This is a genomic window from Pedobacter sp. MC2016-14 (assembly GCF_020991475.1).
In the GTDB taxonomy this organism is placed as follows: Bacteria; Bacteroidota; Bacteroidia; order Sphingobacteriales; family Sphingobacteriaceae; genus Pedobacter.
In genome coordinates, this window is sequence record NZ_JAJMPA010000001.1 from 2,336,574 (window position 1) to 2,362,699 (window position 26,126).

Sequence of the window (26,126 nt, forward strand, 5' to 3'; positions counted from 1 at the left end):
GAATAGCTTGTTGTTCTGCATCTATAGGCAAATCAAATTTGTATGAAACATTTTTTATCTGCTCTAAGTATCCTGATTATAGCGCTTTTGCTATGTAATCCTGCGTTCGGACAAAAAAAGCTAACAACTGGCCGAACATCAAGTTACCATACTTACATTTACAAATTAACCGATCAAGAGGCTTTTAAGCTTGCGTCAAAAACAAATGCTGTAATTGCAGACAGCTATATGCACACGCTGGTAGACTCTTTTTATACAGATCGTGTAAAATCTTACAGCAGGGTTTTACCGCTGGGAACCTACATCTATGTAAATGCGGTGAAAGATAGGTTGGCCTATGCTCTTCATCCGGTCAATAATGTAAACGTTCGTTTTATTAACGACAACAAGAACTTTCAGCTGATTGTTACCGACCTTAAAGGTAACGAACTACCGGATGCAATGGTAGCTGTAGGAAAGGGTAAAAAACTCAAGTACAATTCAAAGACGCGGCTTTATGCAGGTGGCTATTCTGATAAAAATAAGGCAATTGTGGTTCGCTATCAGGGGCATCAAAACTATTTCAGCTTTCAGCAGGAAAAAAATATTCCTTACGTAGGTAATAATCGCTCAAATTATGGGTATTCGCGCAAGAAAGCCTCTTTTTTTAAAAGGATTTTTGCGCCGAAACCGAAATCTCCTAAAGTAAAAAAAGCTAATTATTCTGGTTATATGGTTTTTAATAAGCCTATGTATAAACCGCTGGATACTGTAAAATTAAAGGCATATTTGCTTACCGGAAAAGGAAAGGCCTTAAAGGACAAGGAGTTTAGGGTAGAAATTGTTGAATATAATGAAGATGGTAAAGTTATAGGCTTTGTTAAGCCGTACCGGGATGGAGGTTATACTTTAGATTTTGTGCTGGCAGATAGCCTGGACCTTGATTTAGATGCGAACTATCAAGTCATTTTTAAAGAGAAATCTAAAGATGAATGGAAAGAAGTGATTAGGGGGAGTTTTAGGTATGAAGAATATGAACTGAAATCAATCAATTTTTCTGTTAGAACAGAGAAAACGGAATACCACCCGGGCGACCCCCTGGTTGCTTATATGAAAGCGGTAGACGAGAATATGCTGGCTGTACCAGATGGGAGGGTAGATGTGGTTTTAACAACCAGTAATGTAACGAACTATTACGATCAGCAAGGTTTTGTTAGCGATACACTATGGAAAAAAACGATTACGCTAGACCCGACGGGTGAAACTAAACTAGTTGTGCCTGACAGCATTTTCCCAAAGGCAGACATCGCTTTTATGATGTTCTTTAACTTTTTAAACAGCAATAATGAAAGTAAGAGAGACAGTAAATACCTGTATTATAAAATGCAGGCAAAGGAAGTTAAGGCCGTATTAAAGGCTGATAGCATTTACCTTGATTATTTTGTACTGGGGAAATCTGCACCTCAAAAAGCAAGGTTGCATGCAGTGTATCCATCAGGACTGGAAGCAGCAGAAAGCAACTTGCAACTTCCTGCTGCTATCCCCTTGAATGCTAAAGCCATTAGGTACGATATCACTATAGCAGATGGCTTTAAAACAGCTGTATTGCAGGCGGCGCTTCCTGCTGATGTGCTTGTGCATGCCGATCAGGGCAAGGACTCTTTGCAGGTAAGTATTGATAATCCTCATAAAATTCCATTTTGGTATACTGTTTTTTCTGGCAATAAGGCTATTTTTAAAGGTTATACCAGCAGCCTGGATACGGTATGGAGACATACGGGTACCAAAGCCGCCCAGGTACTTGTCAATTATGTCTGGGCTGGTGCAGAGCGTACAGCATCAGCTTATGCCGTGTATGCAGCGAATGCATTAACCGTAAAACTGACCGCCCCCGAAATTGTATATCCCGGACAAACCGTAAACATGCAGATTAAGGTAACGGATGCCAGTAACAAGCCTGCTGCCGCTACTGACGTAAGCGCCTTTGCCTACACCTCAAAATTTACCAATCAGCCTGAAGTCAATTTGCCAGATTTTAGCAAAAAGTTTTCAGTCCGCAAATTATCAGGGAACTTCAAGTCTAATACGCTTACCTCAACAGGGGAAATGAAGCTAAAATGGGAACGCTGGGCCAGGGAACTCGGCTTAGATACACTGGAATATTACCGGTTTACGCAAACCAAAGATTTATTCGCCATACAGGAGGACCGGGTGCAGGATAAGCCCGGAGCAATAAAGCATGAAATGCGAAATGGAACGATGATGTACAAGTACGATAGGGATAGCACAATGGTAGTTCCTTTTGTGGTCAAAGAAGGCGTAATTTTGCCCGTTCATATTGTTTATATTGACGGTGTGCCGGTATATTTTAGCCAGGCAGAGCAATTGAAACGCTATGCTTTTAAAATAGAACGTGGAAAACACAATATCGAATTGCGCACTACAGATTATCTGGTACGGTTGGATAACTATTTCTTTGATGATAATGTAAAGACCATACTGAGTATTGCTGCTGATGTGCTGAATACAAAAGCAAGGGTAAGCAAAGTAAGCCCGGTACTTAGCAGAGAAGAATCAGAACTGCTGAGCAAATACATGATTAAAATTGAGGATAATTTTAAGTCAGCCAAAACGATTGTTGAGGCAGATACTGTCCCTCACCTCTTAAACCCTCCGCCAACTGTTTCGCGGCAGCAACCATTAGTGGTAGGCCCTTTTGCAGAAAATTATTTGAAGTTTAACTCTGAAACACTGAGCATGAATTTTATCAAGGAACCGGGATATGTATATACTTTCCTGCCTGGGTTATTAAAACAGAAATCTCATGTAAGTGCTTACGGTTTTAATCGAGACCTGGCCCAAATTTACAACGCCGGTGCAATTGACTACAAGCAAAGCCCTTTAAAAAAAGGTGAGATCGATAGCATCTGGAATGACTACCTGGACTTAAGGAGTTACAGCACGGTGCTTAGTCATAATTTATATTCATACAGTTCCAATTGGGGAAAGCTAGCCATGAAGCTGGATACCAACATCAGTAAAAAGATGCCTTTTGTTAAAAATGTGATCATCTTTAAAGAAACCGAGCCTGATTTTTTGAAGATCCACCCAGGTAATACGGTTCAGTTTTACTCCCTTGCACCGGGTAAGTACAGGTTCATGTATTTATTTAAAGACAACCGTTATTTCATTTCAAAGGCAATGGACATTAAAGATAGGGGGACTAATTATTTTGACTGGAAAGATGTACAAATTAAGCCTGCTGATAGTCTTAGTATTGGAATTGATCATCAAATTAAATCCATCAAAATTGATAGGGGCGTGCCTGATCCATACGATGCATCGGTGAGGATTAATGAAAAATTAAATGATCTGAATGTTAACCTTTCTAAATTCAGCAAAAAGGTAACAGGCAGGGTTATCGACGCTACTGATAAAACTGCTTTGCCGGGGGTTAGTGTAAAAATAAAAGGCATTAGCTATGGCGTAAGCACAGATCTTAACGGACGTTTCACGATAAAGGTGCCTGAAAAGGGCAAGCTGGTTTTTTCGTACATCGGTTATTTGCCTAAAGAAATTGAGATCAATGAAGGGAATGAGGGTGATGTTTATTTGGTACAGAATAAAAATCAGTTGGATGAAGTTGTAGTAATAGGGTATGGTTCGGTGAAAAAAACCAGTATGACAGGTGCTGTTAGCGAAGTAAGCACGATGCTGGCAGGTAGAGTGGCAGGTATTCAGGCCAAAGCTAAAAAAGAAGCCAATTATAGCTTTATGGTCAGGGGTAGCGGTACACTTTCTCCTGAGCAAAAGCCATTGTATATTGTAGATGGATTGATCTTTTCGGGAGATCTTAATTCCTTAAGTCCGGATATGATTGTTTCTATAGATATTTTAAAAGATGCTGCCGCCACATCTATTTATGGTGCAAGAGGCGCAAATGGAGTCATCATTATAAAGTCCAAATCAGGAAATTTGGCCGCTAATCCTGCTGGGGAGCTCGTTCCGCAGGAAGATACCATGCGTACTAATTTTTCTGACTATGCTTTTTGGCAACCAAAACTATTTACAGATGCTAATGGTGTTGCTGCTTTTACGGTTAAGTTTCCAGACGACATTACCAATTGGAGCACTAAACTGATTGCCATGAACGGAAAAAAACAGAGTGGTACAGCAGTAACCGGCATCAAATCTTTTAAAATGCTAAGTGCAAATTTTGTTTCTCCGCAGTTTGCTATTGTAGGTGATAGCATTAAGGTTATCGGGAAGCTGATGAATTACAGCAATGCTGAAGAAACTGTGCTGCGTAAATTTAGTTACAACGATTTAGAGTTGCGCAACAACAAGATTAGTTATAAGAATGCCCACATAGATACAATTGCGATTGTGGCTAAGGGAAATGAGGCTGCAGTTAAGGATAGCCTGAAGTTTGAATATACCATGAAACAGGACAATGGGTATTTTGATGGTGAAATCCGTAAAATACCGGTATTTGAAGCGGGGGTGTTGGAGACAAAAGGGGTATTTAATGCTTTAACCCGCGATACCACAATAAACTATGCTTTTGATGCTTCCTTAGGGAAAGTGACCTTAAGGGCAGAGGCTTCTGTTTTCCCTACGTTGCTGGATGAAATGGAGAAACTACGCAAGTATGAATACTTATGTAACGAGCAAATGGCTTCTAAATTGAAAGCCCTGTTGTTGGAAAAGAAAGTTAGGTTGTACCTGAGCGAAGAATTTAAGGAAGAAAAAAACATTAAGGAGCTGATTAAAAAGCTGCAGAATACCAAAAAAACTGAGGGCACCTGGGGATGGTGGCAAAATAGTCAGGAAGAGCTTTGGATTTCCCTGCATGTTACAGAAGCCTTGTTAATGGCAGAGCAGCAAGGTTATGCGGTAAAGTTGGATAAAACCAGGACATACAATTATCTGGTTGATAAACTGGCTGGAAGAAAGGATTATGATCAGGTATTTGCGGTAAGGCTGCTTCATTTACTGAGTGATAAATATTATTTGAAAGATTGGGTCATTGCAATAGAAAAGCAAAAAATTGCGGATGCAGCGAAATACAAATATGAACTTTCTGTGTATGACAGGCTTCAAATTATGGAGCTGAGGCAAAAGGCAGGTTTGCCGGTTGATTTTAACTGGCTTTTACAAGTTAAGAAACAAACCATGTTTGGTAACAGTTATTGGGGGAATGCCAACTGGACATTCTGGGACAACAGCGTTCAAAACACACTGATGGCCTACCGGATTTTGAAAAAAGCAGGCAATTATAAAAATGAACTGGAAAAAATTCATCGTTACTTTCTGGAGCAAAGAAAAGATGGGCAATGGCGCAATACCTATGAATCTTCTTTAATCCTGGAAACCATTCTGCCAGATATGATGGTGCCGGGTAAAAAAGCGGAGCCTGCCGCTATAGTGTTAAACAAAACAGAAACTATCAATAAATTTCCTTTTGACAGGGTAGTGGGCCCTCAGGCCCTCAGCTTGCAAAAGAAAGGTGATGCTCCGGTTTATTTTACCGCTTACCAGCAATTCAACAACCCTAAACCTTTAAAGGTGGATGGTGATTTTAAAGTTACGTCAAGGTTTGTGGTGAAAGATAAAGTTGTGTCTTCGCTCAAAGCAGGTGTGCTTAGTTCATTGGAAGTGAGGGTAAATGTTCGTGCTGATGCAGATTATGTAATGATTGAGATCCCGATCCCTGCGGGCTGCTCTTATGAAAATAAGCAGCAAAATTATTGGGGACCTGAAACGCATCGTGAATATTTTAAAAACAAGGTAGCTGTTTTCTGTACTAAACTTAAGCAGGGTACGTATTATTTTAACGTAGAGTTGATGCCAAGGTATTCTGGGAATTACATCCTGAATCCTGCCAAGGCAGAAATGATGTATTATCCTGTGTTTTATGGAAGAGAGGGCATGAAGCGGGTTGCGGTTAACTAAAATCCCATACCATCACCTGGCGGTCATCACCTGTAGAAATCAGATGTTTGCCGTCAGGTGTCCAAAGCAGTTTGTTTACGGAATGAAGGTGTCCTTCTGTGTTTTTTTCAAGGCTTAAGATCTTGTACAGCTTAAATTCTTTACTGTCCCAGATCTTAATGCTTTTATCCTGGCTGCAGGTGGCAAAAAGGGGCAGTGTGGGATGGAAAACGATGCTGTAGACACTAAACATATGTGCCGGGATATTTTGCTGCAGGCTATAGTCTGGCAGGTTCCATACTTTTAACTGCGCATCCCTGCTTCCTGAAAGAAGCTGATGGCCTTCTGGAGAATATTGTAATGCTGTAATGGGAAATGTATGCCCGGATAATTCACGAACAAGGCTGTAATCTGCCGACTGGTAAATTCTCACTACGCCATCTTTGCTGCCAATGGCAATTTCTTTTTCATCTTTGCTCAGTGCAAGCGTTCTCACCGTGTTATTGATCACGGGGAAGTGGTACAGCAGGGTATAATCTGCAAGCGACCAAACCGCCACAATTCCATCCTCGCCTGTGCTGATGAGTTCATTTTTTGAGGGGATGGTTCTGATGTCAAAAACGGCTTTTTCATGGAAATGCAGAGAAGCAACTGTTTGCTGCAGGTTCAGGTCAAACACCAGGATGAGGCCATTTTTTTGTGCTACAAACAGCAGGTTGTTGTACCTGTGCAAAGCATAAACAGAAGTTTGCACAGGTAGAATTACTTTTACAAAGGCCATCGTATCCAATGACCATTCTACCACACCCTTATCGTTGCCCGCTGTATAGATTACGCCAGGTTTTGTACCGTTTGCAATGGTATAAATGGGATTTTGGTGTCCTTTAAGGGTATGCAGGTGCTTTAACATTTATTTATGACGGCTTTCCAGGTTAAGGGCAATGTCATTTAGTGTTTTTCCTTTTTCCCGTAGCAATACCAGCAGGTGGAAAATGAGGTCAGAACTTTCGCCAATAAATTCCTCTTCTGTTTCATTTAATGCGGCAATTACAGTTTCTACACCTTCTTCACCCACTTTCTGGGCTATTTTATTCAGGCCTTTGTTGCGCAGTTTATTCACATAAGACCCTTCAACAGGGTTGTCGTACCTGTCGCCGATGATTTTTTCCAGTTCAAAAATAAAGTTCTGGTTATAATTGGTTTTAAAACAGCTTCTGCTTCCAGTATGACAAGTTGGGCCTACAGGACTTGCTTTAATCAATAGGGTGTCGTTATCACAGTCGATATGGCTTTCTTTAACAAACAGAAAATTCCCACTTTCTTCACCTTTGGTCCAAAGCCGTTTTTTAGAGCGCGAGTAAAAAGTTACTTTGCCTTCTGCTTGCGTTTTATTCCAGGCTTCCTGGTTCATATATCCCAGCATCAACACTTCCAATGTTTGTACATCCTGAATAATGACAGGAACCAATCCATCGGTTTTTTCAAAATCTATATTCATAACCTTACCGGTATATTGTGTTTTTTTAATTCGTTTTTTAAAAAGGGGATAGGGATTTCACCAAAATGAAATACAGAAGCTGCCAGTGCGGCATCTACGCCTGTTTTAGTAAATACTTCTGTAAAATGTTCCACTTTACCCGCGCCACCAGATGCAATTACAGGAATATTGATAGATTGAGCAATGGTATCAAGTAAGCCACAGTCAAAGCCATTTTTAGTGCCATCATGGTCCATAGAAGTCAGCAGGATCTCTCCTGCACCAAGGCTTTCAGCCTCTTTAATCCAGTTTTCTGTTTCCAGACTGGTAATTAGCCTTCCGCCATTTAAATGTACCATATTGCGGCCAACTACCAATTTAGTATCTACAGCAACCACTACAAACTGTACACCAAAAGCTTTGGCCAGTTCCTCAATCAAAGCCGGGTTCCTTACTGCGGCAGAATTGATGCTGATCTTGTCTGCTCCTGAATTTAATAGGGCTTCTGCATCTGCAATGGTGGTAATGCCGCCGCCAATGGTAAAAGGGATGTTTAGCTGTCTGGCTACCGCTTTAACCATATCTATAGTGGTTCCCCTGCGTTCATGCGTGGCCGTGATGTCCAGAAATACCAGTTCATCAGCGCCCTGCTGCGCATATTGCCAGGCAAGTTCTACCGGGTCTCCGGCATCTTTAAGGTCTACAAAATTTACCCCTTTAACCGTTCTTCCGTCTTTGACATCCAAACAGGGTATAATGCGTTTGCTCAGCATAAATTAAAGGGAAGTCATCGCCCTAAGGTTCCATTCTTTAATCTCTTCAATGGTAATGCGGTTTTCGTAAATCGCTTTCCCTACCACTACAGATCTTACTTCCAGTTTGGCCAGTTCTTCAATGTCTTCCATAGAACTTACGCCTCCAGAGGCAATCAGTTTAATGAACGGAGAGTGTTCCAATAGTTTTTTGTAAAGGTCAATTGCTGCGCCACCTAATTTGCCATCTTTATTGATGTCGGTACACAGGAACCTGAAAAAGCCTAACTGTAAACATTTGTCAACGTAATCCATCAGTTTTATAGGAGAGCTTTCCATCCAGCCCGAATATTTAATTACCTCGTCTAATACATCAATAGCAATTACAATGCGGTTGGCATAATCATATTTCTTACCAACTTCTTTACTGAGGTCAGACAGAAAATCTGGATTGGTAATGGCCTGTGTACCTACAATTACCCTATGGATCCCAGCATCCAGTAAACCCGTTACTTGCTCAATGGTGCGGATACCGCCTCCGTATTGTACACGCATGTCGGTTTTTTTAATGATGTCAAACAACTCGGCCTGGTTGCTGAAATCGCCTTTTGCGCCATTTAAATCAATGATATGAATAAACTCAGTACCATTAGAACGGTAAGTTTCAATCATGTCGGCGATGGAAACATCGTAAACCGTTTTTTGGTCGTAGTCGCCTTCCCTCAGGCGAACAACTTTTCCATCTAAAATATCAATTGCGGGAATAATGTACATCTTACTTATCTTAAGTTTGAAAAATTCTTTAATAAACGTTCGCCCGCCGCACCTGACTTTTCAGGATGAAACTGGACGCCATAAAAATTGTCTTTTTGTATGGCTGCAGAAAACGGCATTCCGTAATTTGCAGTTGCGATGTCAAAAGTAGGGTTATATTCAATAAAGTACGAATGAACGAAGTAAAATTGTGCCTCGTTTTCAACACCTTCGAATAATAAATTGTTTTTATGGCTGATGTTGTTCCAACCCATGTGCGGAATTTTGATGCCTTTATCCTTATCAAACAGTTTTGTTTTTAAGGGAAAAATCTTCATCATATCGGCATCACCTTCTTCAGAATGCGCTGTAATCAGCTGCATCCCCACACAAATCCCCAATACGGGCTTGGTTAACGCTTTAATGGCCTCTACCAATCCCGTATCTTCCAGTTTTTTCATGGCGGTGCCGGCGTGTCCAACACCCGGAATAATGATATGGCTGTAAGCCTGTAATTCTTCTTCTGTATTTACCATCCCGTAAGGAATGTTAAGTCTGTCGAGCGCAGAAGTCAGCGAAAAGATGTTGCCCGCGCCATAATTTACAATTCCAATCATTTTTTTTAGATTAAAGAACATGGATTTTTGGAACAAAGACTTGCGTCATAAAAATTTGAGAAATAAGGATAAAAGATTGGATTTGCTTTCTTATCTTCATTCCTTACTCTTTGTTCTTTCACTCTTTGTTCCATTTTACAATACGCCTTTTGTACTCGGTAATACCAGTTTTTCTGCATCGCGTTTAACAGCCATTTTGATGGCTTTAGCGAAAGCTTTAAAAATAGCTTCTATTTTATGGTGTTCATTTATACCCTCTGCTTTGATGTTCAGGTTGCATTTTGCAGCGTCACTAAAAGATTTAAAGAAGTGATAGAACATTTCTGTGGGCACATCACCAACGCTTTCACGTTTAAATTCTGCATCCCAAACTATCCAGCTGCGGCCACCAAAATCAATAGCCGCCTGCGCAAGGCAGTCGTCCATTGGCAGGCAAAAGCCATAACGTTCCAGACCTAATTTGTTGCCTATGGCTTTAGCAAAAGCTTCTCCAAGTGCAATTCCGGTATCTTCAACTGTATGGTGTTCATCAATGTGTAAATCGCCTTTGGTGATGACCTTTAAGTCAATGCTGCCATGACGTGCAATTTGATCCAGCATATGGTCAAAAAAGTTGAGGCCTGTAGAGATCTCTGCTTTTCCGGTACCATCAAGATCAATTTTAATGCTGATTTTGGTTTCGTTGGTATTGCGTTCGTGTGTTACCACGCGACTTCCAGCCCTCAGAAAGGTGTAAATGTCTTCCCATTTTGTCGTTTCCAAAGCAATAATGTCTGTTACCGCTTCTACCTTTTCCAGCAGTTCGTTGGCGCCCAACAGGTCATTGTTGCGCAGCCAGATGGCTTTTGCATTCAGGTTTTTTGCCAGGATTACATCATTGATGCGGTCGCCGATTACAAATGAGTTTTCAAGATCATATTCACCTGTTAAAAAATGTTGTAATAAACCTGTATTGGGTTTACGTGTAGGTGCATTCTCATGGGCAAAAGTGCGGTCAATAATTACTTCGCTAAACTTAACCCCCTCACCGGCAAACGTATCCAGGATAAAATTGTGTACTGGCCAAAAGTTAGGTTCAGGGTGCGAATCTGTGCCCAGTCCATCCTGATTGGTAACCATCACCAATTCAAAATCCAGCTCGCGGGCAATTTTTGAGAGGTAGTATAACGACATAGGGTAGAAGACCAGCTTGGCAAAGGAATCTATTTGTTCGTCTTCTGGTTCTGTAATCAGTGTGCCGTCTCGGTCTATAAAAAGTATTTTCTTCATTTTGGCAAGGTTATGCGTTAGAAAGTAATTTTAAGGCTTCTAGTAAAGTTTCATTTTCATCTGGTGTTCCTACTGTAACGCGTAGACATCCTTCGCACAAGGTCACCTTAGAGCGGTCACGCGTAATGATACCCTGGTCCACCAAAGAATTGTACAGGTGAGCAGCGTCATCCACTTTCACCAAAATAAAATTAGCATCTGAAGGATAGACTTTTTTTACGCTGGCAAGGCCCAATAAATCTTCAGTTAATTTAGCTCTTTCACTCACGGTAATTTTAATCCATTCGTTTACCTGCTCTAAATTTTCAAGGGCCTTCAAAGCTAAATCCTGAGTAGCCTGGTTGATGTTGTAAGGCGGCTTCACTTTGTTAAGAATGTCAATAACCGGGCGACCAGAAAAAGCCATGCCTAAACGTAGTGCGGCGAGTCCCCAGGCTTTAGAAAAAGTTTGCAGGATAACGAGGTTCGGATACTCCGTTAGCTCTTGAATAAAAGTCTTCTGTTTTGCATAATTGATGTACGCTTCATCAATCACCACGATGCCTTTAAAGTTGGCCAGAATGGTTTCAATATCGCTGCGGTTGATGGAGTTTCCGGTAGGGTTATTTGGCGAGCAAATGAAGATGAGTTTTGTGCGTTCATCTATCGCTTCGGCAATGCCCTGCAGGTCTAGCTGGAAGCTCGGCAGCAGGTTCACTTTTCGGATTTCAACGTTGTTGATATTCGCCGAAACTTCATACATTCCGTAAGTTGGCGGAAGGATAATTACGTTGTCTTTTCCGGGCTCACAAAAAGCACGGTACAACAAATCTATCGCTTCATCGCTTCCGTTTCCAAGGAAGGTATTTTCTATGGGCACACCCTTGATTTTGCTGATGGCATCTTTAAGGTCCAGCTGCAATGGATCAGGATATCTGTTGTAAGCATGGTCCAGCGGAGAACCAAAACTGTTTTCATTGGCATCTAAAAATACGCTTGCTTGTCCCTTGTATTCATCACGTGCGGTAGAGTAGGGGCTAAGGTTTTTTATGTTTTCGCGTTGTAAACTGTTAATGTCTATCATTAGGAATTTAAACGAATGGTGATTGCATTTTTGTGCGCCTGCAGGCCTTCTGCAGCGGCAAGTACTTCAACAGTGGGGCCAATATTAGCTAAACCACTGCTACTGATGTGCTGGAAAGTGATCTTTTTTACAAAAGAATCAAGTGAAACACCTGAATACGCTTTTGCAAAGCCACTTGTGGGTAGGGTATGGTTAGTTCCGGAAGCATAATCTCCTGCGCTTTCAGGCGTTAAATTGCCCAAAAACACAGAACCAGCGTTGTGAATCAGGGGAATAAGTTGCTCGTACTCCGTTGTAGCCAGAATCAGGTGCTCGGGTCCGTAGACGTTGCTGTATTCCATGCCATCGGCCAGGTTATCCACCAATACAGCATAGGAATTGGCGATAGCCTCAGCGGCAAGAGCCTTCCTTGGCAAGGCATTCAGCTGAATGTCCAGTTCTTTTAAAACCTGAGCTATAATTTGTGTTGAGGTGGCAACGAGGATAGCCTGACTATCAACGCCATGTTCAGCCTGAGCAAGCAGGTCGGATGCGACGTATGACGGATTGGCAGTCTCATCAGCGAGCACTAAAACCTCTGATGGGCCTGCCGGCATATCTATCGCTGTCATGGTGGTAGACTGGATCAATTGCTTAGCCTGGGTAACGTATCGGTTTCCCGGCCCGAAGATCTTGTATACCTTCGGTACGCTTGCTGTGCCGTATGCCATAGCTGCGATGGCCTGAGCGCCACCAATCAGGTAAATCCGATCTATTCCCAGCAATTGGGCACAATAAGCCAAATAACAGTTTGTTTTGCCGTCTTTTTGAGGGGGTGAGCAAACTACAATTTCCTGGCATCCGGCCAGTACTGCTGGTATGCCCAACATCAAAAAAGTACTAGGCAATACTGCTGTACCTCCCGGAATGTATAAGCCAACGCGCTCAATGGCCCGGGTTTCCCGCCAGCAGGATACACCAGGCATAGTTTCTACCTTTTCTTCTGTCTGTTTTTGTGCGGCATGAAAAGTTTTAATGTTGCTGTAAGCAATATCTATCGCTTTTTTTGCATCATCAGGGATGGTGTTTGCGATGGCATCAATTTCAGCTTTCTCTATAAAAAGTGAATCCAGTTCCACCTTATCAAATTCACTGGCGTAGCTGAACAAGGCCTTGTCCCCATCCTGCTTCACTGTATTTACAATCGCTTTTACCCTTTGCTCAATGCTGGCATCATCTTCCAGGTGTCTTAAACTCAATTGCTCAATCTCTTGTTTAGATAAGTTGGTATATGTGTAGATTTTCAATTTGTTATATTTTGTAATTAACTATTGGTTAATACGCTCAGGTGATGATTTTCTCAATCGGCATCACCACAATGCCTTCAGCTCCGGCTGCTTTAAGACTGTTGATCTTTTCCCAGAAGTCGTGCTCTGCAATTACAGAATGAACCGCAACCCAGTCCTCATCAAACAGCGGAACAACAGTAGGGCTTTTTACACCTGGCAGTAAATTTACAATTTTTTCAAGATTGGTTTTGGCAACATTTAGCACCACATATTTGGTCTCATTTGCTTTCAGTACAGAGCGGATTCTCTGAATGAGTTCCTGTACTTCAGGGTTCAGTTCTGACCCTTCGCTGCCAATAATTACAGCCTCAGATTTCATAACTTCAGCAAATGGTTTTAGTCCGTTGCTTTTTAAAGTTCCTCCTGTAGAAACGATGTCGCAAATCGCATCACTCAATCCTAAACCCGGACCAATTTCAACCGAGCCGGAGATCATCCGGACCTGCGCATTTACGTTATTTTCTTTGAGGTATTTTTCTAAAATTACAGGGTAAGAAGTAGCGATAGCCTTGCCTTCCAATTGTGCAATTTCGGTGATGTTGCTGTCGTTAGGAATGGCAATTTTAAGCGTGCATTTTCCGAAACCTAATTTCTGTAAATAGGTAACCTGGGCACCTGTTTCGGTGATTACATTTTCACCAACAATTCCTAAATCTGCGATACCATCCTGAACATATTCCGGAATATCATCATCTCTTAAAAAGAGGATTTCCAATGGAAAATTAGTTACGGAAGAGATAAGGGAACTTTTGTAGTTTTCAAAAGACAAACCACATTTTTTAAGAATTTCTACTGATTTTTCGTTTAATCTACCCGATTTCTGGATAGCTATTTTGAGTGTTTTCAATTGCTGAGTTTAAAATAAATAAGAAAATAAAAAGGTCGGAAACAAGTCTTGAAGTACAAAACATTACATATACATCGCCAACTGGCGATGGTGCAAATGTAAGCTATGGATCAAGTGTTTGTTCATATTTTTATTCCTTATTCAACAAAGCAATGTTTATTGAGGAAGCGCAAATATATAAATCGATTTAATAAATCCAAAATAAACTGGTTAAAAAACAAATTTGAGTATTGGTTATGGAATGTTTAACCTGCCAACATCATTATAGTAAACCTGGCCGGGTCTCACAATTTATATTTTAAGCTAAAAATTAAAACCATGTTAGACTCAAAGATTGATTTACACAGAAAAGAATGGTTGGACGTTGTGTTCAATCAGAAAAACAAAAGTTATGGAGCGTATCAGCTTCGCCAGGAAAGCTCTGGCAATACCACAAAAGCCTTGTTTTTTACTTCGGTGGTATTTGTGCTGCTGTTTGTATCACCAAAAATCATTGCTATGATTAAAGGGCCGGAGCCAATAGAAACTTTTAAGGACCCAACTGTTATAGAAATTGCCCCACCTCCGGCAGTAGATCCCATTGCACCTCCGCCACTACCGGTAAGTCCGCCTGCACCAAAAGAAAACCAGATTAAGTTTCCGCCACCAATTGTTGTTGAAGATGCGAAAGTAACCGATGATGTTGCGCCCGATGTTAAAGATTTAAAAGATGCCAATCCGGGTTTAAAAACTATAGCCGGTGTAGATGATGGAGAAATTGTGATCACTGGCGCTACAGGTATTAGTCACAATGCTGCAGCAGCCACAGGGACGAGTGATAATCTTGTACCATTTGAGGCTTTAGAGACACAACCTGACTTTCCTGGTGGCATGCAGAAATTTTATGCTTACCTTCAAAAAACCGTAAGATATCCTGCCGCCGCACAAGAAATTGGTTTGCAAGGCAAGGTGTTTCTTTCCTTTATCATTGAAAAAAATGGAGAATTGACGGATATAAAAGTTGATAGAAAACTTGGTGGTGGTACAGATGAAGAAGCCATGCGGGTGTTAAAATCTAGCCCACGTTGGATTCCGGGTATTCAAAACGGCAGACCGGTACGTGTTAAGTACAATATTCCCATCAGCTTTAATCTGGCGCAATAAGCAATATGGGTAGCTTAGGCTAACTAAAATAAGCTGCCCATATTTTACCTCTACTTTGGAAGAGTTTTAAGCAGTTCTTTAGCGGGAACTGATTTTACGTTACCATCTTTGTCGCCAATAACCAAACTTTCGTTATTTAAAGCAGCTTCTTCAGTCATCTTCCGCAAGGCGATATTCAATCCAAGCATTACCTTCTCAGTAAAAGTTCCATTTTGAATTAAAGACTCAGTTATTTTCATGCTATTGATGTTTAAAGATAGTGTCCCAAATTTCGGTATTAATAATTGATTTTCCAAAGGAATCACTTTTAGCAATAACTTCTGGAATAAGATTCATATTGTTTACAACTGTCCATTCATCACAAATAGACATGTAGCGTGTATATAAATTCGAAATTCCTCGATGATAGCGAAGTTCTATGGTTTCCGAAGGGATGTGATGGCCACCTTTACTTACTCGTTTAGCAACCCGCTCAATGGCAACTTTGGGTGAACTTAGCCAAAAATATAAAAGACTCACCCTGTAGCCTAATGCTTGCGCTTGCTTAATTAACGAAACATAACTTTTTGTTGCAAGAGTAGTTTCAATCGCAAAATCAGCTTGCTGAGCTACAATTCCTGGATACGCTTTAACATCATGCGCCCGGCATCAAGGGCAACACTTTCTGGATTGAAAGGAGATAGGCCAGCTGCAATATTATCCGCTTTCGACATAAAAATACCACAAAAGAGGCATAAAAATACAAGCTTTTGGGCTGATCCGGGATTTCTTCACACTTTGCACACTCTTCCGACACTTCTTCTTCACAAAAAGTACCCGTTTTGTGAAGGAAACGTGTCTGAAATGTGTTTAGAGTGAGGCGAAGTTCCGGAGGAGCTCAAATTGCTTCCTTTAAATGGATCTAATGACTATCAAAAATTATCAAAAGTGATCAAAAGTTATCAAAATGCCGACAAATACCCACAAATACCGCCAATTTTTTCAAATCGTTTGCAAAGATCTACTACATCCTATAATTTTGTGCTATTGTTAAACATTTAAAAAACAAATAGATATGGCAAAATATTCAGAAGGAATCAATGGCCCATTCTCGGGGAAGATTGGTACAGCAGTCGGTGCAAGCTGGTGCGGAATCCCTTATATGAGGAGTCTGCCCAAGGAAAGAATAGTACCATTTAGTGACAATCAGTTAAAGCAACAGGGGAAAATGGCCTTGTTAAGAAATTTTTTATTGGCGATCAACCAATTGGTTGTAAAAGGGTTTAAAAATGGTGATAAAAAGACGCCGATGAATTCTGCCTTGTCTTATAACATGAGTTGCGCAGTCGCAGGTATTGCACCTGCCTACAAGGTAGATTTTCCAAAATTGCTATTTACAAAGGGTGATCTTTTTTGTGCATGGAGCCCTGTTGCGGAATCATTTGAAAGCAAAACAATTGATTTCAAATGGACAAACGGCCCTTTCACCCCGCTTTGTAATGAAAATGATGAAGCAATCATGGTTATTTACTGCCCTGAAAAAAAATCATTTATCTACTTAAGGCAAGCTGCATTGAGAGGCGACTGTCAGGCCAGGATGATGTTGCCTGAATCTTTTGCCGGGCATTCGGTTCATTGCTACCTCACCTTTTTTTCTGCTAACGGTAGTCTATCTTCATCAAATACGTATTTGGGTGAAATTACAATAGCTTAAAGTAAAACTCTATTAATGTAGCACACAAGATGTATAGCCTATCCAGGACGAGACATTGTTGCATGCGTACATTATCGATTACAAACCATTTCGTCAGATCCTTGTTTATTTGTGAAATAAAGATCATGGATAAATTGAAATCATCAGTTCTACCGTACGACCTGGTAGAAAGGGGCCAATTGTTGCGAAATGGATTACTGAACTTGCTAAACAGTCGGGTAATTTTGACGTAGAAGTTAATCAAGGCTGATCAATGATTGCTAAAACAGCTGTAACGGTTAATTTGACTTTATTGCTCATGAACGTTTGTAAAGCCGTATTTTTGCCTAAATTATTTTCGCTTTGAAGAACATTTTAAAAGTTCCCTTTCTTATCGTTATTGCATTGTGCTTGCTAATTCAATCTTGTGATTGGTTTAAAGAGACACCGGAAATAGGGCTAGTGCTGGCAAAGCATTTTGACAACAAGCTCTATAAAAAGTTTGATACAGCGGCTTATAACAAAGTGTTTATCGGCAGGCTGGAAGCTCAGAAAACTGAACTAACCAATCCTTTAACATTAAAATTTTACTACGAAAGTATACAGCAGCAACCGGCATTTGTGACTCGTTTTTATGTTAACGGGGGCTTAGATACGCTAAAAAGTTATATTGGCAAAAGCCGAGAACACGGTTTTAATCCTGAAATTTTTGGCTTAAAGGACCTCAGCAGGCTGCTGTCTGCACTTGATGCCAACAAATTTAAAACTGTTGAAGAACTCTATCCTGTGTTGGCTGATCTTGAAATCAGAAGTGCTGAGTCGGCCTTAAAATACCATAATTTCATCTACTTTGGCTGCATCAACCCCAGGGGATTACTAAGCAGGTACTACATTAAGGTGAAAAGACCCGACAGTAATAGCATTAAAAAGTTGCTGGATACTAAAGACCTGGCTGCTTTATTATCTGCTATTCAGCCAAAATCCAGTCAGTATTTAGCACTGCAAGCTGCATTGGCTGCTTATGAAGGGGCGACTGTAAAAGATGAGCAGGCTATAAAAACAGTTAAAATAAACCTGGAGCGGTTGCGCTGGAAACTTCCGGAAACCGGGCCTGTATATGTACAGGTAAATATTCCTGATTTTTCCCTGGTATGGATGAACGAAGCAGATACGTTAATTCAAATGAAAGTTTGTGTGGGCGGAAAGCGGGAACAGGATTACCAAGCAAAGATTGCTACATTTTTAAAAACAGGCAATCTTGATGATAAACCTAAAAATCACGAAACACCTATTCTTTTTAGTAAGCTCAATGCCATCCAGGTAAATCCGATCTGGAATATTCCGGCGAGCATCGCGCAAAGCGAAATTTATTACCAGGCTTTAAAAGATCCTTACTATTTGTCTAATAATAACATGAGGGTGTATCATAAAGGTAAATTAGTCAACGATCCGGATACCATTCAATGGGCTAAATATCCGAGGCAAAAATTACCTTTTCAGTTTAAGCAAGGTGCTGGAGATGGGAACGCGATGGGCAAATTTAAGTTTATGTTTGAAAGCGGTACCAGCATCTATCTGCACGATACCAATAATAAATATGCTTTTAATTTAAAAAACCGGGCCATTAGCCATGGTTGTGTGCGTGTAGAAAAGCCCCTTGAATTTGCAGAACTTTTGCTGGGCGACAAATTTCAATACGATAAGCTGAGGATGGAAATTAACCTTCCGCCGTTAGACACCACCAAAATGGCCATTTACCAAAAGAAATTAGAGAAAAAAGCAGATACGGTAAACGTTTTTCAGTTAAAGCCAAAATGGTTTTCTGTAAAGCCTACGGTATCCTTATTGATTAATTACCACACTGCATGGTTTCAAAACGGCCATATAGAGTTTAGACCGGACATCTATGGTTTGGACGAAATCCTTTGGAGTAAATTGCAAAAATTTCTCTAACTTTGGTTTTTAATGAATTTCCTCTATCCAGGTTTTCTTTTTGCACTGCTGGCCGTCGCCATACCCATTGTCATTCACCTGTTTAATTTCCGTAAGTTTAAGAAAGTATATTTTAGTAATGTACAGTTTTTAAAAGAGGTTGAAGCACAAAGTTCATCCCGTGCGCAGCTGAAACATTATTTGATTTTGGCTAGCCGCATCTTGTCTGTTGTCTTTTTGGTACTTGCTTTTGCACGCCCTTACTTTCCTGCTGACGGCGCTATTGATGCAAAACTAAATACTGTAGTAGGTATTTATATTGATAACTCTTACAGTATGGAAGCTGTGAATAAAGAGGGGAGCCTTTTGGATGAGGCCAAAAGAAGGGCAAAAGAGCTGGTAAAAGGTTTTGGTGTAAACGACAGGTTTCAATTAACGACAAATGATTTTGAAGGCAGACATCAACGTGCCGTTAGTGCTGCTGAATTTATAAAACTGCTGGATGAGGTTAAGATTTCATCAGCAACAAGAAATTTGCAACAGGTGCTTAACAGGCAGTCTAATGCTGGTTCTACTGGCAACAACCGGTTCAACTATATCATTTCCGATTTTCAGGAGAGTTTTAGCGGGCATGACCAAATTGAAAGTAATCCTGAAATCAGGACTTCTCTAGTTAAACTCCATGCCAACGTACTGCCCAACGTGGCAATAGATAGTGTATGGTTTTTATCTCCCCTGCATAAAGTGGCTGAAACAGAACGTTTGGTCGTTCAGTTGAAAAACTACACGGGTCAGGAAGCCAAAGGTATTCCTGTAAAACTCGTTTTAAATGGCAAGGAGCGTGCGGTAAGGACATTGGATATTCCTGCGTTCGGTTCGGTAAAAGATACCTTGCTGTTTAGCAATTTGCAGGCGGGATGGCAGGAGGGGCAACTTAGTTTGAAAGATTTTCCTGTAACCTTTGATGATCAGCTCTTTTTTACCTTTGAGGTGGCAGAGCACATGAATGTATTGAGTATTGACGGGAAAGAATCGGGGCCATATATAAAATCGCTTTTTTCTGCGGATGCTTATTTCAGTCTGACGCAAATGCCGGAATCTAATATTGGGTACACCACATTTTCTTCATTTCCGCTGATTGTGCTAAATGGCTTGACTACACCTTCATCTGGTCTTGCGCAAGAATTGAGTACGTATTTAAAGAATGGAGGTACGGTAGTTGTTTTTCCGGATTTGGACGGGGACCAAAATTTGTACAGCAGCTTTTTGAAGACTTTAGGCTTACCTGCTGTTTCTAAATTAACGACTGCCCCTGTGATGGTGAATGCTATTGATCTGAAACATGAGGTTTTTAAGGACGTTTTTGAGGAGCTTCCCAAAACAATAGACTTACCGAAGGTAAACCGTTATTTTGAATATGTTGAGCAACAAAAGGCAGATCAATTGAATATTTTGCAACTACCGCTGAAAAAGCTGTTTTTTGCACAATTTAGTGCCTGGACTGGTAAAGTCTTTTTATGTGCTACCGCTTTGAACGTAAAAGACAGTAACCTGCCTATGCATCCTGTTTTTGTGCCGCTCTTGTACAAGATTGCTTTTGGCAGTGCGGGAACGCGGTCCTTGTATTATACCTTAGGCAAAGATGAATTGTTGCAAAGTAACAAGATTACTCTTAACGCCAACCAATCTCTAAAACTAAGTGGCAATGGTATGGATGCTATTCCTGAATTAAGGCAGCAACCCGGAAATACCTCACTGTATATTGCTGATCAGGTTAAACAACCTGGTTTTTATAAACTAAAAAAGGCAGAGGCTACAATGGCTGTTTTTGCCTTTAATACCAGCAGGGCAGAATCTGACATGAAATATGCTTCAGCACAAACCTTAAAAAATTTATTTCCTAAGCAAGATGTCGGTTTTTATGATACGAAAAGCGACAGTCTGGCTACGGCCACAGCGGCAAAAAATAACAGCACTGAATTATGGAAACTTTGTCTAATTTTGTGTGCTGTTTTTTTAGGCCTGGAAATACTTCTGATCCGATTTTATAACAAAACTAAAACAATATCAAATTCATGAATCTTCTCCTCAGCAATGTAACGATAGCAGACCCTAACAGCAGTTTCAATCAAAAAATATGTGATGTACGAGTAGTAGGGGGAAAAATCACTGCAGTTTCTGATCAACTTACTCCCTTAAAAGGAGAGGAAGTTTTTGACGGCAAGGGTTGTTATTTGTCACCGGGTTTCTTTGACCTCAATTGCGTTGTAGGAGATCCGGGATTTGAAACTAAGGAAGATATCGAGTCGGCCACGGCTGCAGCTACAGCCGGTGGTTTTACCGGGCTGGCAGTTTTACCACATACCTATCCGGTTATCCATTCTAAAGCTGAAGTTGCCTACATCATCAATAAAGCTAAAAATAACCTGGTTGATGTACATCCCATAGGTGCACTAAGCAGAGATTTGGAAGGAAAAGAACTTGCCGAGTTGTATGATATGCAGCAGGCGGGAGCAGTAGCATTTTCTGACGGGAACAAGGCTATTGCCGACGATGGTTTTATGAGCCGGGCCTTACAATATGCAAAAGGCTTTGATGGTTTGTTGATGGTGTATCCGGAAAATAAATCTATGGCAGGTAAAGCACAGGTTAATGAAAGTGCTACCAGTGTATTGCTGGGCATGAAGGGCATGCCTGCATTGGCAGAGGAGATGCACATTTCCAGAGATATCTTTTTGGCCACTTATCATGATGCGCCTATCCACATCAATACCATTTCTACTGCGGGAGCGGTAAGCCTGATTAAGAAAGCTAAAAAAGATGGGGTAAAAATTAGCTGCGATGTAGCGGCACACCATCTGGTTTTTACGGAAGAGCTGCTGAATGACTTTGACAGTAATTATAAAGTAAAACCTCCTTTGCGTGGCAAATCTGATGCGAAAGCATTACTTGCAGGTTTAAAGGATGGCACAATTGATGCAGTTAGTGCGCAGCACCGCCCGCATGAAATAGAATTTAAGGCCGTGGAATTTGAAATTGCTGCTTATGGAATCATCGCTTTGCAAACCGCACTTCCTTTGTTGCTTAAGGCAGGCCTGGATGCGCAGCAAATTGCGGCTAAACTTTCTATCGCGCCAAGAAAGATCTTAAACCTTCCGGTTCCGGTAATTGAAGAGGGCAGCACGGCTAATTTCACCGTATTTAATCCTGCTGAAGAATGGGTATACACGGCAGCTGTTAATCAATCAAAATCAAGTAATTCGCCATTGTTAAACAAAACCCTTAAGGGCAAGGTTAAACTGGTATATAATCATCAACAATTTAAAATATATGGATCATAAAGTACAGCGTGCGCTGAGTGCGTCATTAGATAAATTTGCATTACAAATTAAGGAAGACGTTACTGCAGTTCAACAAGAATTGTTTGATGTTTTTAATTCTGAACATGAAGACTTCATGGATAAAATTGCAGCATTTGATGCTGTATTTGATGATCATGGTCGTTTTGAGGAACTTCGGGAAGTATATTTTGATTTGCTGATGATCAATTTCTTTGCCAGTGATGTGAAATTACAAAATGAAGATTACCTGGAGTCCGAGGAATGGGAGAGCATTGAGGATGAAACGATAGACAGGGGCACAGAATTGCTGAACTTGTTGTTGTACATCAACGAATGTCACGATGAAAATATTAAACCTGAGCTGGACGATTTCCTAAAAGAATTTTTACTGGTTGAAGAAGATGATTTTCAGGATGAATTTGAAATTTATGAAGACCTGATCAGCAACCAGCAATTGGCAGACAGCAGTATCGAAGATATTTGTAGCCATGCGGGCATGATTGAAATTAATGAAGAGATGGAGGAGCTTTTTGTTCCTTTTATGTGTTTCTTTAACCAGCCCGAAGGTAAGGACCAGGCCTTTGCAGATTTAGACAAGTTTAGTCAGAATAAAGAATTTGAAGTTGCTGTTTATGCCTTAATTGCAGCCTTTAACACCAATAAATAGAGATATGGAGCAATTTCCTATTGCTGTGGAGAAGAAGCCCAATATGCTTGCCTTTAAAACTGCACTCGCATATACGGCTTACTTTCTGGTGCTTATTTACCTGCTAAAGTGGCTTGGTATTGATACCAATAATCCTGATATCAGTACGCTGGAAAAGGCAGTTGCCCAAGTGGCTTCTTATGTTCCCTTTATTCTGGCAGTTGTGTATGTTCAAAGTGTATTTAAAAAAGAACTGGATAATTACATCAGTTTTAAAGAGGCCTTTTCTGCTGGTTTTAAAGTGGCGGCTTATGCCGGCTTATTTATCGGTATTTTACTCGTTTTTTACTATTTGGTATTAGACCGGGCGGCATTTTCACAATTGATGGACATTTCTATTGCTGCTGCGAAAGGCGACCGTGAAAAAATTAGGGCTGTTGAAATGATGCGCTCGTATATGCCCTTTTTTATTGGTTTTAGTGCCGCTATTATGTACACAGTATTGGGCTTAATTGTAAGCTTGATCGGTGCTGCGATTGTAAAATCAGAAAAACCCCTTAACATTTAAACCTGCATGGATATTTCTGTTGTTATCCCTCTATATAATGAAGATGAGTCTTTACCGGAGCTAACTTCATGGATTGCCAAAGTGATGGCTGCTCATGGATTTAGCTATGAAATTCTTTTTGTTGATGATGGGAGTACTGATACTTCCTGGGCTGTAATTGAGCGGTTGAAAGAGGAATTTATTGCCGTAAAGGGGATTAAATTCAGGAGGAACTATGGTAAATCTGCTGCACTAAATGTAGCCTTTGAGGCGGCTGTGGGTGATGTGATCATTACGATGGATGCAGATTTGCAGGATAGTCCGGATGAAATTCCTGAACTGTACCGCAGACTAAAGGAAGAACGGCTGGATATCATTTCTGGCTGGAAGAAGAAGCGGTATGATCCAATTACTAAAACCATTCCTACAAAATTGTTTAATGCGGCTACGCGTAAAATGTCGGGTATTCAGCTTAACGATTTTAATTGTGGTTTAAAGGCTTACCGCCACGAGGTGGTTAAAACCATTGAGGTTTATGGAGAAATGCACCGTTATATTCCCGTGATTGCGAAATGGGCCGGTTTTAAAAAAATTGGTGAGCAGGTGGTAGAGCACCGTGCCCGTAAATATGGGGTTACTAAATTTGGTTTGAGCAGGTTTGTAAACGGATTTTTAGATTTATTGTCTATCTTTTTTGTGGGCAAGTTTGGTAAGCGTCCAATGCACTTTTTTGGTTCTATGGGCGTACTGAGTTTTTTATTGGGTACTTTTATCGCCATCTGGATGATCTCTGTTAAATTGTATCACATATCGCAGGCCATTCCTTACCGTGACATTACAGAGCAACCTTTGTTTTACATTGCGATGGTGGCTATTATTCTGGGTTCGCAATTGTTTTTGACGGGCTTTGTTGCCGAGCTGGTAACCAGGAATGCGCCTGAAAGAAACAATTACCTCATCGAAAAGGAGCTGCGCTAAATCATGTTTTTCTCTGTCATCATACCACTGTATAACCGTCCCCAGGAAATTAATGAGCTGCTGTACACCTTAACCAAACAAACCTACATGCAGTTTGAGGTTTTGGTGATAGAAGATGGTTCTGTGCAGGATGCAAAGGACATTGTAGCGCAATATGCGGATAAGCTGGACATTCACTATTTTTTTAAGCCCAACGAGGGCCAGGGTTTTAGCCGTAATTATGGTTTTGAAAGGGCTAAGGGCGATTATTTTGTCATCTTTGATTCGGACTGCCTGATTCCTGAAGACTACCTGGAAATTGTGCGTGATTATCTTTTTGAGCATCAACTGGATGCCTACGGTGGCCCGGATGCCGCGCATGAAAGCTTTACTCCGGTACAAAAAGCCATTAGCTATGCCATGACCTCGCCTTTTACCACTGGTGGCATCAGGGGCAATGCCAAACACATCGGGCAGTTTCATCCCCGTAGTTTTAACATGGGCGTTTCAAGGGAGGTTTGGGAAAATGTTGGTGGATTTATACTTACCCGCCTGGGCGAGGATATTGAATATAGCATCAGGATACACAGCCGTGGTTACAAAATAGGATTGATACCGGGTGCCAAAGTCTATCATAAACGCCGGACAAGTTTTTTACAGTTTTACAAACAGTTGCATTTTTTTGGCAGGGCAAGGATCAATATTTATAAGCACTTTCCGGCTGAACTAAAGTTGGTCCATTTTTTTCCAGCAGTATTTACGCTGGGTTTTTTGTTTACTTTACTGCTAAACCTAATATATCCACCATTAGCTTATATTTGTAATGCAGGTATACTCGTTTATTTCCTGATGATATTTTTACATTCCTGGAAAGTGAATAAATCTGCCAGCGTTGCATTTTTAAGTATCATTGCAGCGTTTATACAATTAACAGCTTATGGCCTGGGCTTTATGCAGGACTTTTTTAAGAGAATAGTACTGAAACAACAATGATAAATTATTTAAAGGAAAGTACCTTTACCGTTAAGGAGGTAATTACACATGCCTGGAAAGTAACCTGGGACAATTATTTTTCTATTGCAACCTTATGTTTTCTGGTTTTTATTACCGCATCGGTATCTACTTTAATGGCCTTTTTTATGGGCGAACTGCATGTAGGGATTAAAATTGTAATGATGCTGATTTTTATCATGTTTTATTGCATCGTTGAACTTTGCCTTATTAAGTATATTTTCCATTTGCTGGATCATGATAACGGTGATATTTTGATTGTGGAAACATTGCCGACCAGGGCAGAGATTATCCGCTTTTTGATTGCGACTGTTTATTTTGGCCTGAGCATATTTTTAGTAGGTGTTTTGTTGATGCCTGTTCTTTATATATTGGATTTGATTTTGAAGTTTGCCGTTAGCCAGGGGCTGATTGATAACTTTACCGTTGCTGGTGAGGTCATTGTAAACATTGCGGTTGCCATTGGCATCCTGAGTATATTTTTCACCTTCATCAGGATTGTGTTTTTTCCATTTTTTATCATTGATAAACACGCTACGCCATTTGATGCGATAAAATTAAGTTTGGCTACCACAAAGGGGAATTTCATTAAATTGCTATTTATCTTACTGGGACTGGTGCTGGTTCAGGTGGTTGTATTTGCCTTTTTTTATGTGGTGGTGATGACAGGATTTCGCCTGATCAACTTCTTTTTTGATTACGATTATTACCAATACATTTCGCTGATTGTAGTGATCTTCAGTTCATTTATTATTGTACCATTTACAACTGCTTTTTTTGCGGTTGCTTATCGTAAAATTATGAGCGAATATAACGGAGATGAACATCCTGATATTATTCATAACCTGGTTTAAGTAG

Annotated in this window: 22 protein-coding genes; 11 read left to right on the top strand and 11 right to left on the bottom strand. The window is 40.6% G+C overall.

What is annotated here, in order from left to right; genetic code table 11:
- Nucleotides 1–42: 42 nt before the first annotated feature.
- On the top strand, nucleotides 43–5,934 hold the full coding sequence (locus LPB86_RS09785) for a carboxypeptidase-like regulatory domain-containing protein (protein WP_230642967.1): 5,892 nt from the start codon (nucleotides 43–45) through the stop codon (nucleotides 5,932–5,934).
- Here the strand turns inward: LPB86_RS09785 and LPB86_RS09790 are convergent.
- From LPB86_RS09790 to hisG, 9 genes are all read right to left on the bottom strand, one after another.
- The gene (locus tag LPB86_RS09790) at nucleotides 5,927–6,823 is read right to left on the bottom strand and encodes a WD40 repeat domain-containing protein (RefSeq protein WP_230642970.1); all 897 of its coding nucleotides are present in this window, start codon (nucleotides 6,821–6,823) and stop codon (nucleotides 5,927–5,929) included. The genes LPB86_RS09785 and LPB86_RS09790 overlap by 8 nt on opposite strands.
- The gene (gene hisIE, locus LPB86_RS09795) at nucleotides 6,824–7,411 is read right to left on the bottom strand and encodes a bifunctional phosphoribosyl-AMP cyclohydrolase/phosphoribosyl-ATP diphosphatase HisIE (RefSeq protein WP_230642971.1); all 588 of its coding nucleotides are present in this window, start codon (nucleotides 7,409–7,411) and stop codon (nucleotides 6,824–6,826) included.
- On the bottom strand, nucleotides 7,408–8,163 hold the full coding sequence (hisF, locus tag LPB86_RS09800; protein WP_230642974.1) for an imidazole glycerol phosphate synthase subunit HisF: 756 nt from the start codon (nucleotides 8,161–8,163) through the stop codon (nucleotides 7,408–7,410). Before hisF ends, hisIE begins: the two co-directional genes overlap by 4 nt.
- A gap of 3 nt (nucleotides 8,164–8,166) precedes the next feature.
- Nucleotides 8,167–8,916 (bottom strand): 1-(5-phosphoribosyl)-5-[(5-phosphoribosylamino)methylideneamino]imidazole-4-carboxamide isomerase, encoded by a 750-nt coding sequence (hisA, locus tag LPB86_RS09805; protein ID WP_230642977.1) that lies wholly within the window; start codon nucleotides 8,914–8,916, stop codon nucleotides 8,167–8,169.
- 5 nt (nucleotides 8,917–8,921) lie between these two features.
- Nucleotides 8,922–9,512 carry an imidazole glycerol phosphate synthase subunit HisH gene (gene hisH, locus LPB86_RS09810; RefSeq protein ID WP_230642980.1) on the bottom strand — a complete coding sequence of 197 codons (591 nt, stop codon included), beginning with the start codon at nucleotides 9,510–9,512 and terminating at the stop codon, nucleotides 8,922–8,924.
- Between the two features lie 135 nt (nucleotides 9,513–9,647).
- Nucleotides 9,648–10,781 (bottom strand): bifunctional histidinol-phosphatase/imidazoleglycerol-phosphate dehydratase HisB, encoded by a 1,134-nt coding sequence (hisB, locus tag LPB86_RS09815; RefSeq protein ID WP_230642983.1) that lies wholly within the window; start codon nucleotides 10,779–10,781, stop codon nucleotides 9,648–9,650.
- A gap of 10 nt (nucleotides 10,782–10,791) precedes the next feature.
- On the bottom strand, nucleotides 10,792–11,844 hold the full coding sequence (gene hisC / locus LPB86_RS09820; protein WP_230642986.1) for a histidinol-phosphate transaminase: 1,053 nt from the start codon (nucleotides 11,842–11,844) through the stop codon (nucleotides 10,792–10,794).
- Nucleotides 11,844–13,130, bottom strand: coding sequence for a histidinol dehydrogenase (gene hisD / locus LPB86_RS09825; protein ID WP_230642988.1), 1,287 nt, complete (start codon nucleotides 13,128–13,130; stop codon nucleotides 11,844–11,846). Before hisD ends, hisC begins: the two co-directional genes overlap by 1 nt.
- Nucleotides 13,131–13,167: 37 nt before the next feature.
- A complete protein-coding gene (hisG, locus tag LPB86_RS09830) occupies nucleotides 13,168–14,019 on the bottom strand; it encodes an ATP phosphoribosyltransferase (RefSeq protein ID WP_230642992.1) in 852 nt (283 codons plus the stop codon).
- Nucleotides 14,020–14,337: 318 nt separating this feature from the next.
- On the opposite strand from hisG, the gene LPB86_RS09835 reads away from it, so the two are divergent.
- On the top strand, nucleotides 14,338–15,162 hold the full coding sequence (locus tag LPB86_RS09835; RefSeq protein WP_230642996.1) for an energy transducer TonB: 825 nt from the start codon (nucleotides 14,338–14,340) through the stop codon (nucleotides 15,160–15,162).
- 50 nt (nucleotides 15,163–15,212) lie between these two features.
- Here the strand turns inward: LPB86_RS09835 and LPB86_RS09840 are convergent, their stop codons facing one another.
- Both LPB86_RS09840 and LPB86_RS20955 read right to left on the bottom strand, forming a co-directional pair.
- A complete protein-coding gene (locus tag LPB86_RS09840; protein ID WP_230642999.1) occupies nucleotides 15,213–15,401 on the bottom strand; it encodes a hypothetical protein in 189 nt (62 codons plus the stop codon).
- Between the two features lies 1 nt (nucleotide 15,402).
- Nucleotides 15,403–15,777, bottom strand: coding sequence for a zeta toxin family protein (locus LPB86_RS20955; protein WP_370632816.1), 375 nt, complete (start codon nucleotides 15,775–15,777; stop codon nucleotides 15,403–15,405).
- Nucleotides 15,778–16,216: 439 nt separating this feature from the next.
- Here LPB86_RS20955 and LPB86_RS09850 point away from each other — a divergent pair, with 439 nt between their 5' ends.
- The 9 genes from LPB86_RS09850 to LPB86_RS09890 all read left to right on the top strand — a co-directional run bounded on the left by LPB86_RS09850 (nucleotide 16,217) and on the right by LPB86_RS09890 (nucleotide 26,122).
- Nucleotides 16,217–16,855 (top strand): DUF6266 family protein, encoded by a 639-nt coding sequence (locus LPB86_RS09850; protein ID WP_230643002.1) that lies wholly within the window; start codon nucleotides 16,217–16,219, stop codon nucleotides 16,853–16,855.
- A gap of 342 nt (nucleotides 16,856–17,197) precedes the next feature.
- On the top strand, nucleotides 17,198–18,787 hold the full coding sequence (locus tag LPB86_RS09855) for a L,D-transpeptidase family protein (protein WP_230643006.1): 1,590 nt from the start codon (nucleotides 17,198–17,200) through the stop codon (nucleotides 18,785–18,787).
- A gap of 12 nt (nucleotides 18,788–18,799) precedes the next feature.
- The gene (locus LPB86_RS09860) at nucleotides 18,800–20,845 is read left to right on the top strand and encodes a BatA domain-containing protein (RefSeq protein ID WP_230643009.1); all 2,046 of its coding nucleotides are present in this window, start codon (nucleotides 18,800–18,802) and stop codon (nucleotides 20,843–20,845) included.
- The gene (locus tag LPB86_RS09865) at nucleotides 20,842–22,107 is read left to right on the top strand and encodes a dihydroorotase family protein (RefSeq protein WP_230643013.1); all 1,266 of its coding nucleotides are present in this window, start codon (nucleotides 20,842–20,844) and stop codon (nucleotides 22,105–22,107) included. The genes LPB86_RS09860 and LPB86_RS09865 overlap by 4 nt, the downstream gene beginning before the upstream one ends.
- Nucleotides 22,097–22,774 carry a hypothetical protein gene (locus LPB86_RS09870; protein ID WP_230643016.1) on the top strand — a complete coding sequence of 226 codons (678 nt, stop codon included), beginning with the start codon at nucleotides 22,097–22,099 and terminating at the stop codon, nucleotides 22,772–22,774. The genes LPB86_RS09865 and LPB86_RS09870 overlap by 11 nt, the downstream gene beginning before the upstream one ends.
- Nucleotides 22,775–22,778: 4 nt before the next feature.
- Complete coding sequence (locus LPB86_RS09875) at nucleotides 22,779–23,321, top strand: DUF4199 domain-containing protein (protein ID WP_230643019.1); 543 nt, start codon at nucleotides 22,779–22,781, stop codon at nucleotides 23,319–23,321.
- A gap of 6 nt (nucleotides 23,322–23,327) precedes the next feature.
- Nucleotides 23,328–24,278: a glycosyltransferase family 2 protein gene (locus tag LPB86_RS09880; RefSeq protein WP_230643024.1), complete on the top strand. Its 951-nt coding sequence runs from the start codon at nucleotides 23,328–23,330 to the stop codon at nucleotides 24,276–24,278.
- Nucleotides 24,279–24,281: 3 nt separating this feature from the next.
- On the top strand, nucleotides 24,282–25,250 hold the full coding sequence (locus LPB86_RS09885; RefSeq protein ID WP_230643027.1) for a glycosyltransferase family 2 protein: 969 nt from the start codon (nucleotides 24,282–24,284) through the stop codon (nucleotides 25,248–25,250).
- Nucleotides 25,247–26,122 carry a hypothetical protein gene (locus tag LPB86_RS09890; protein WP_230643031.1) on the top strand — a complete coding sequence of 292 codons (876 nt, stop codon included), beginning with the start codon at nucleotides 25,247–25,249 and terminating at the stop codon, nucleotides 26,120–26,122. The genes LPB86_RS09885 and LPB86_RS09890 overlap by 4 nt, the downstream gene beginning before the upstream one ends.
- Nucleotides 26,123–26,126 lie beyond the last annotated feature (4 nt).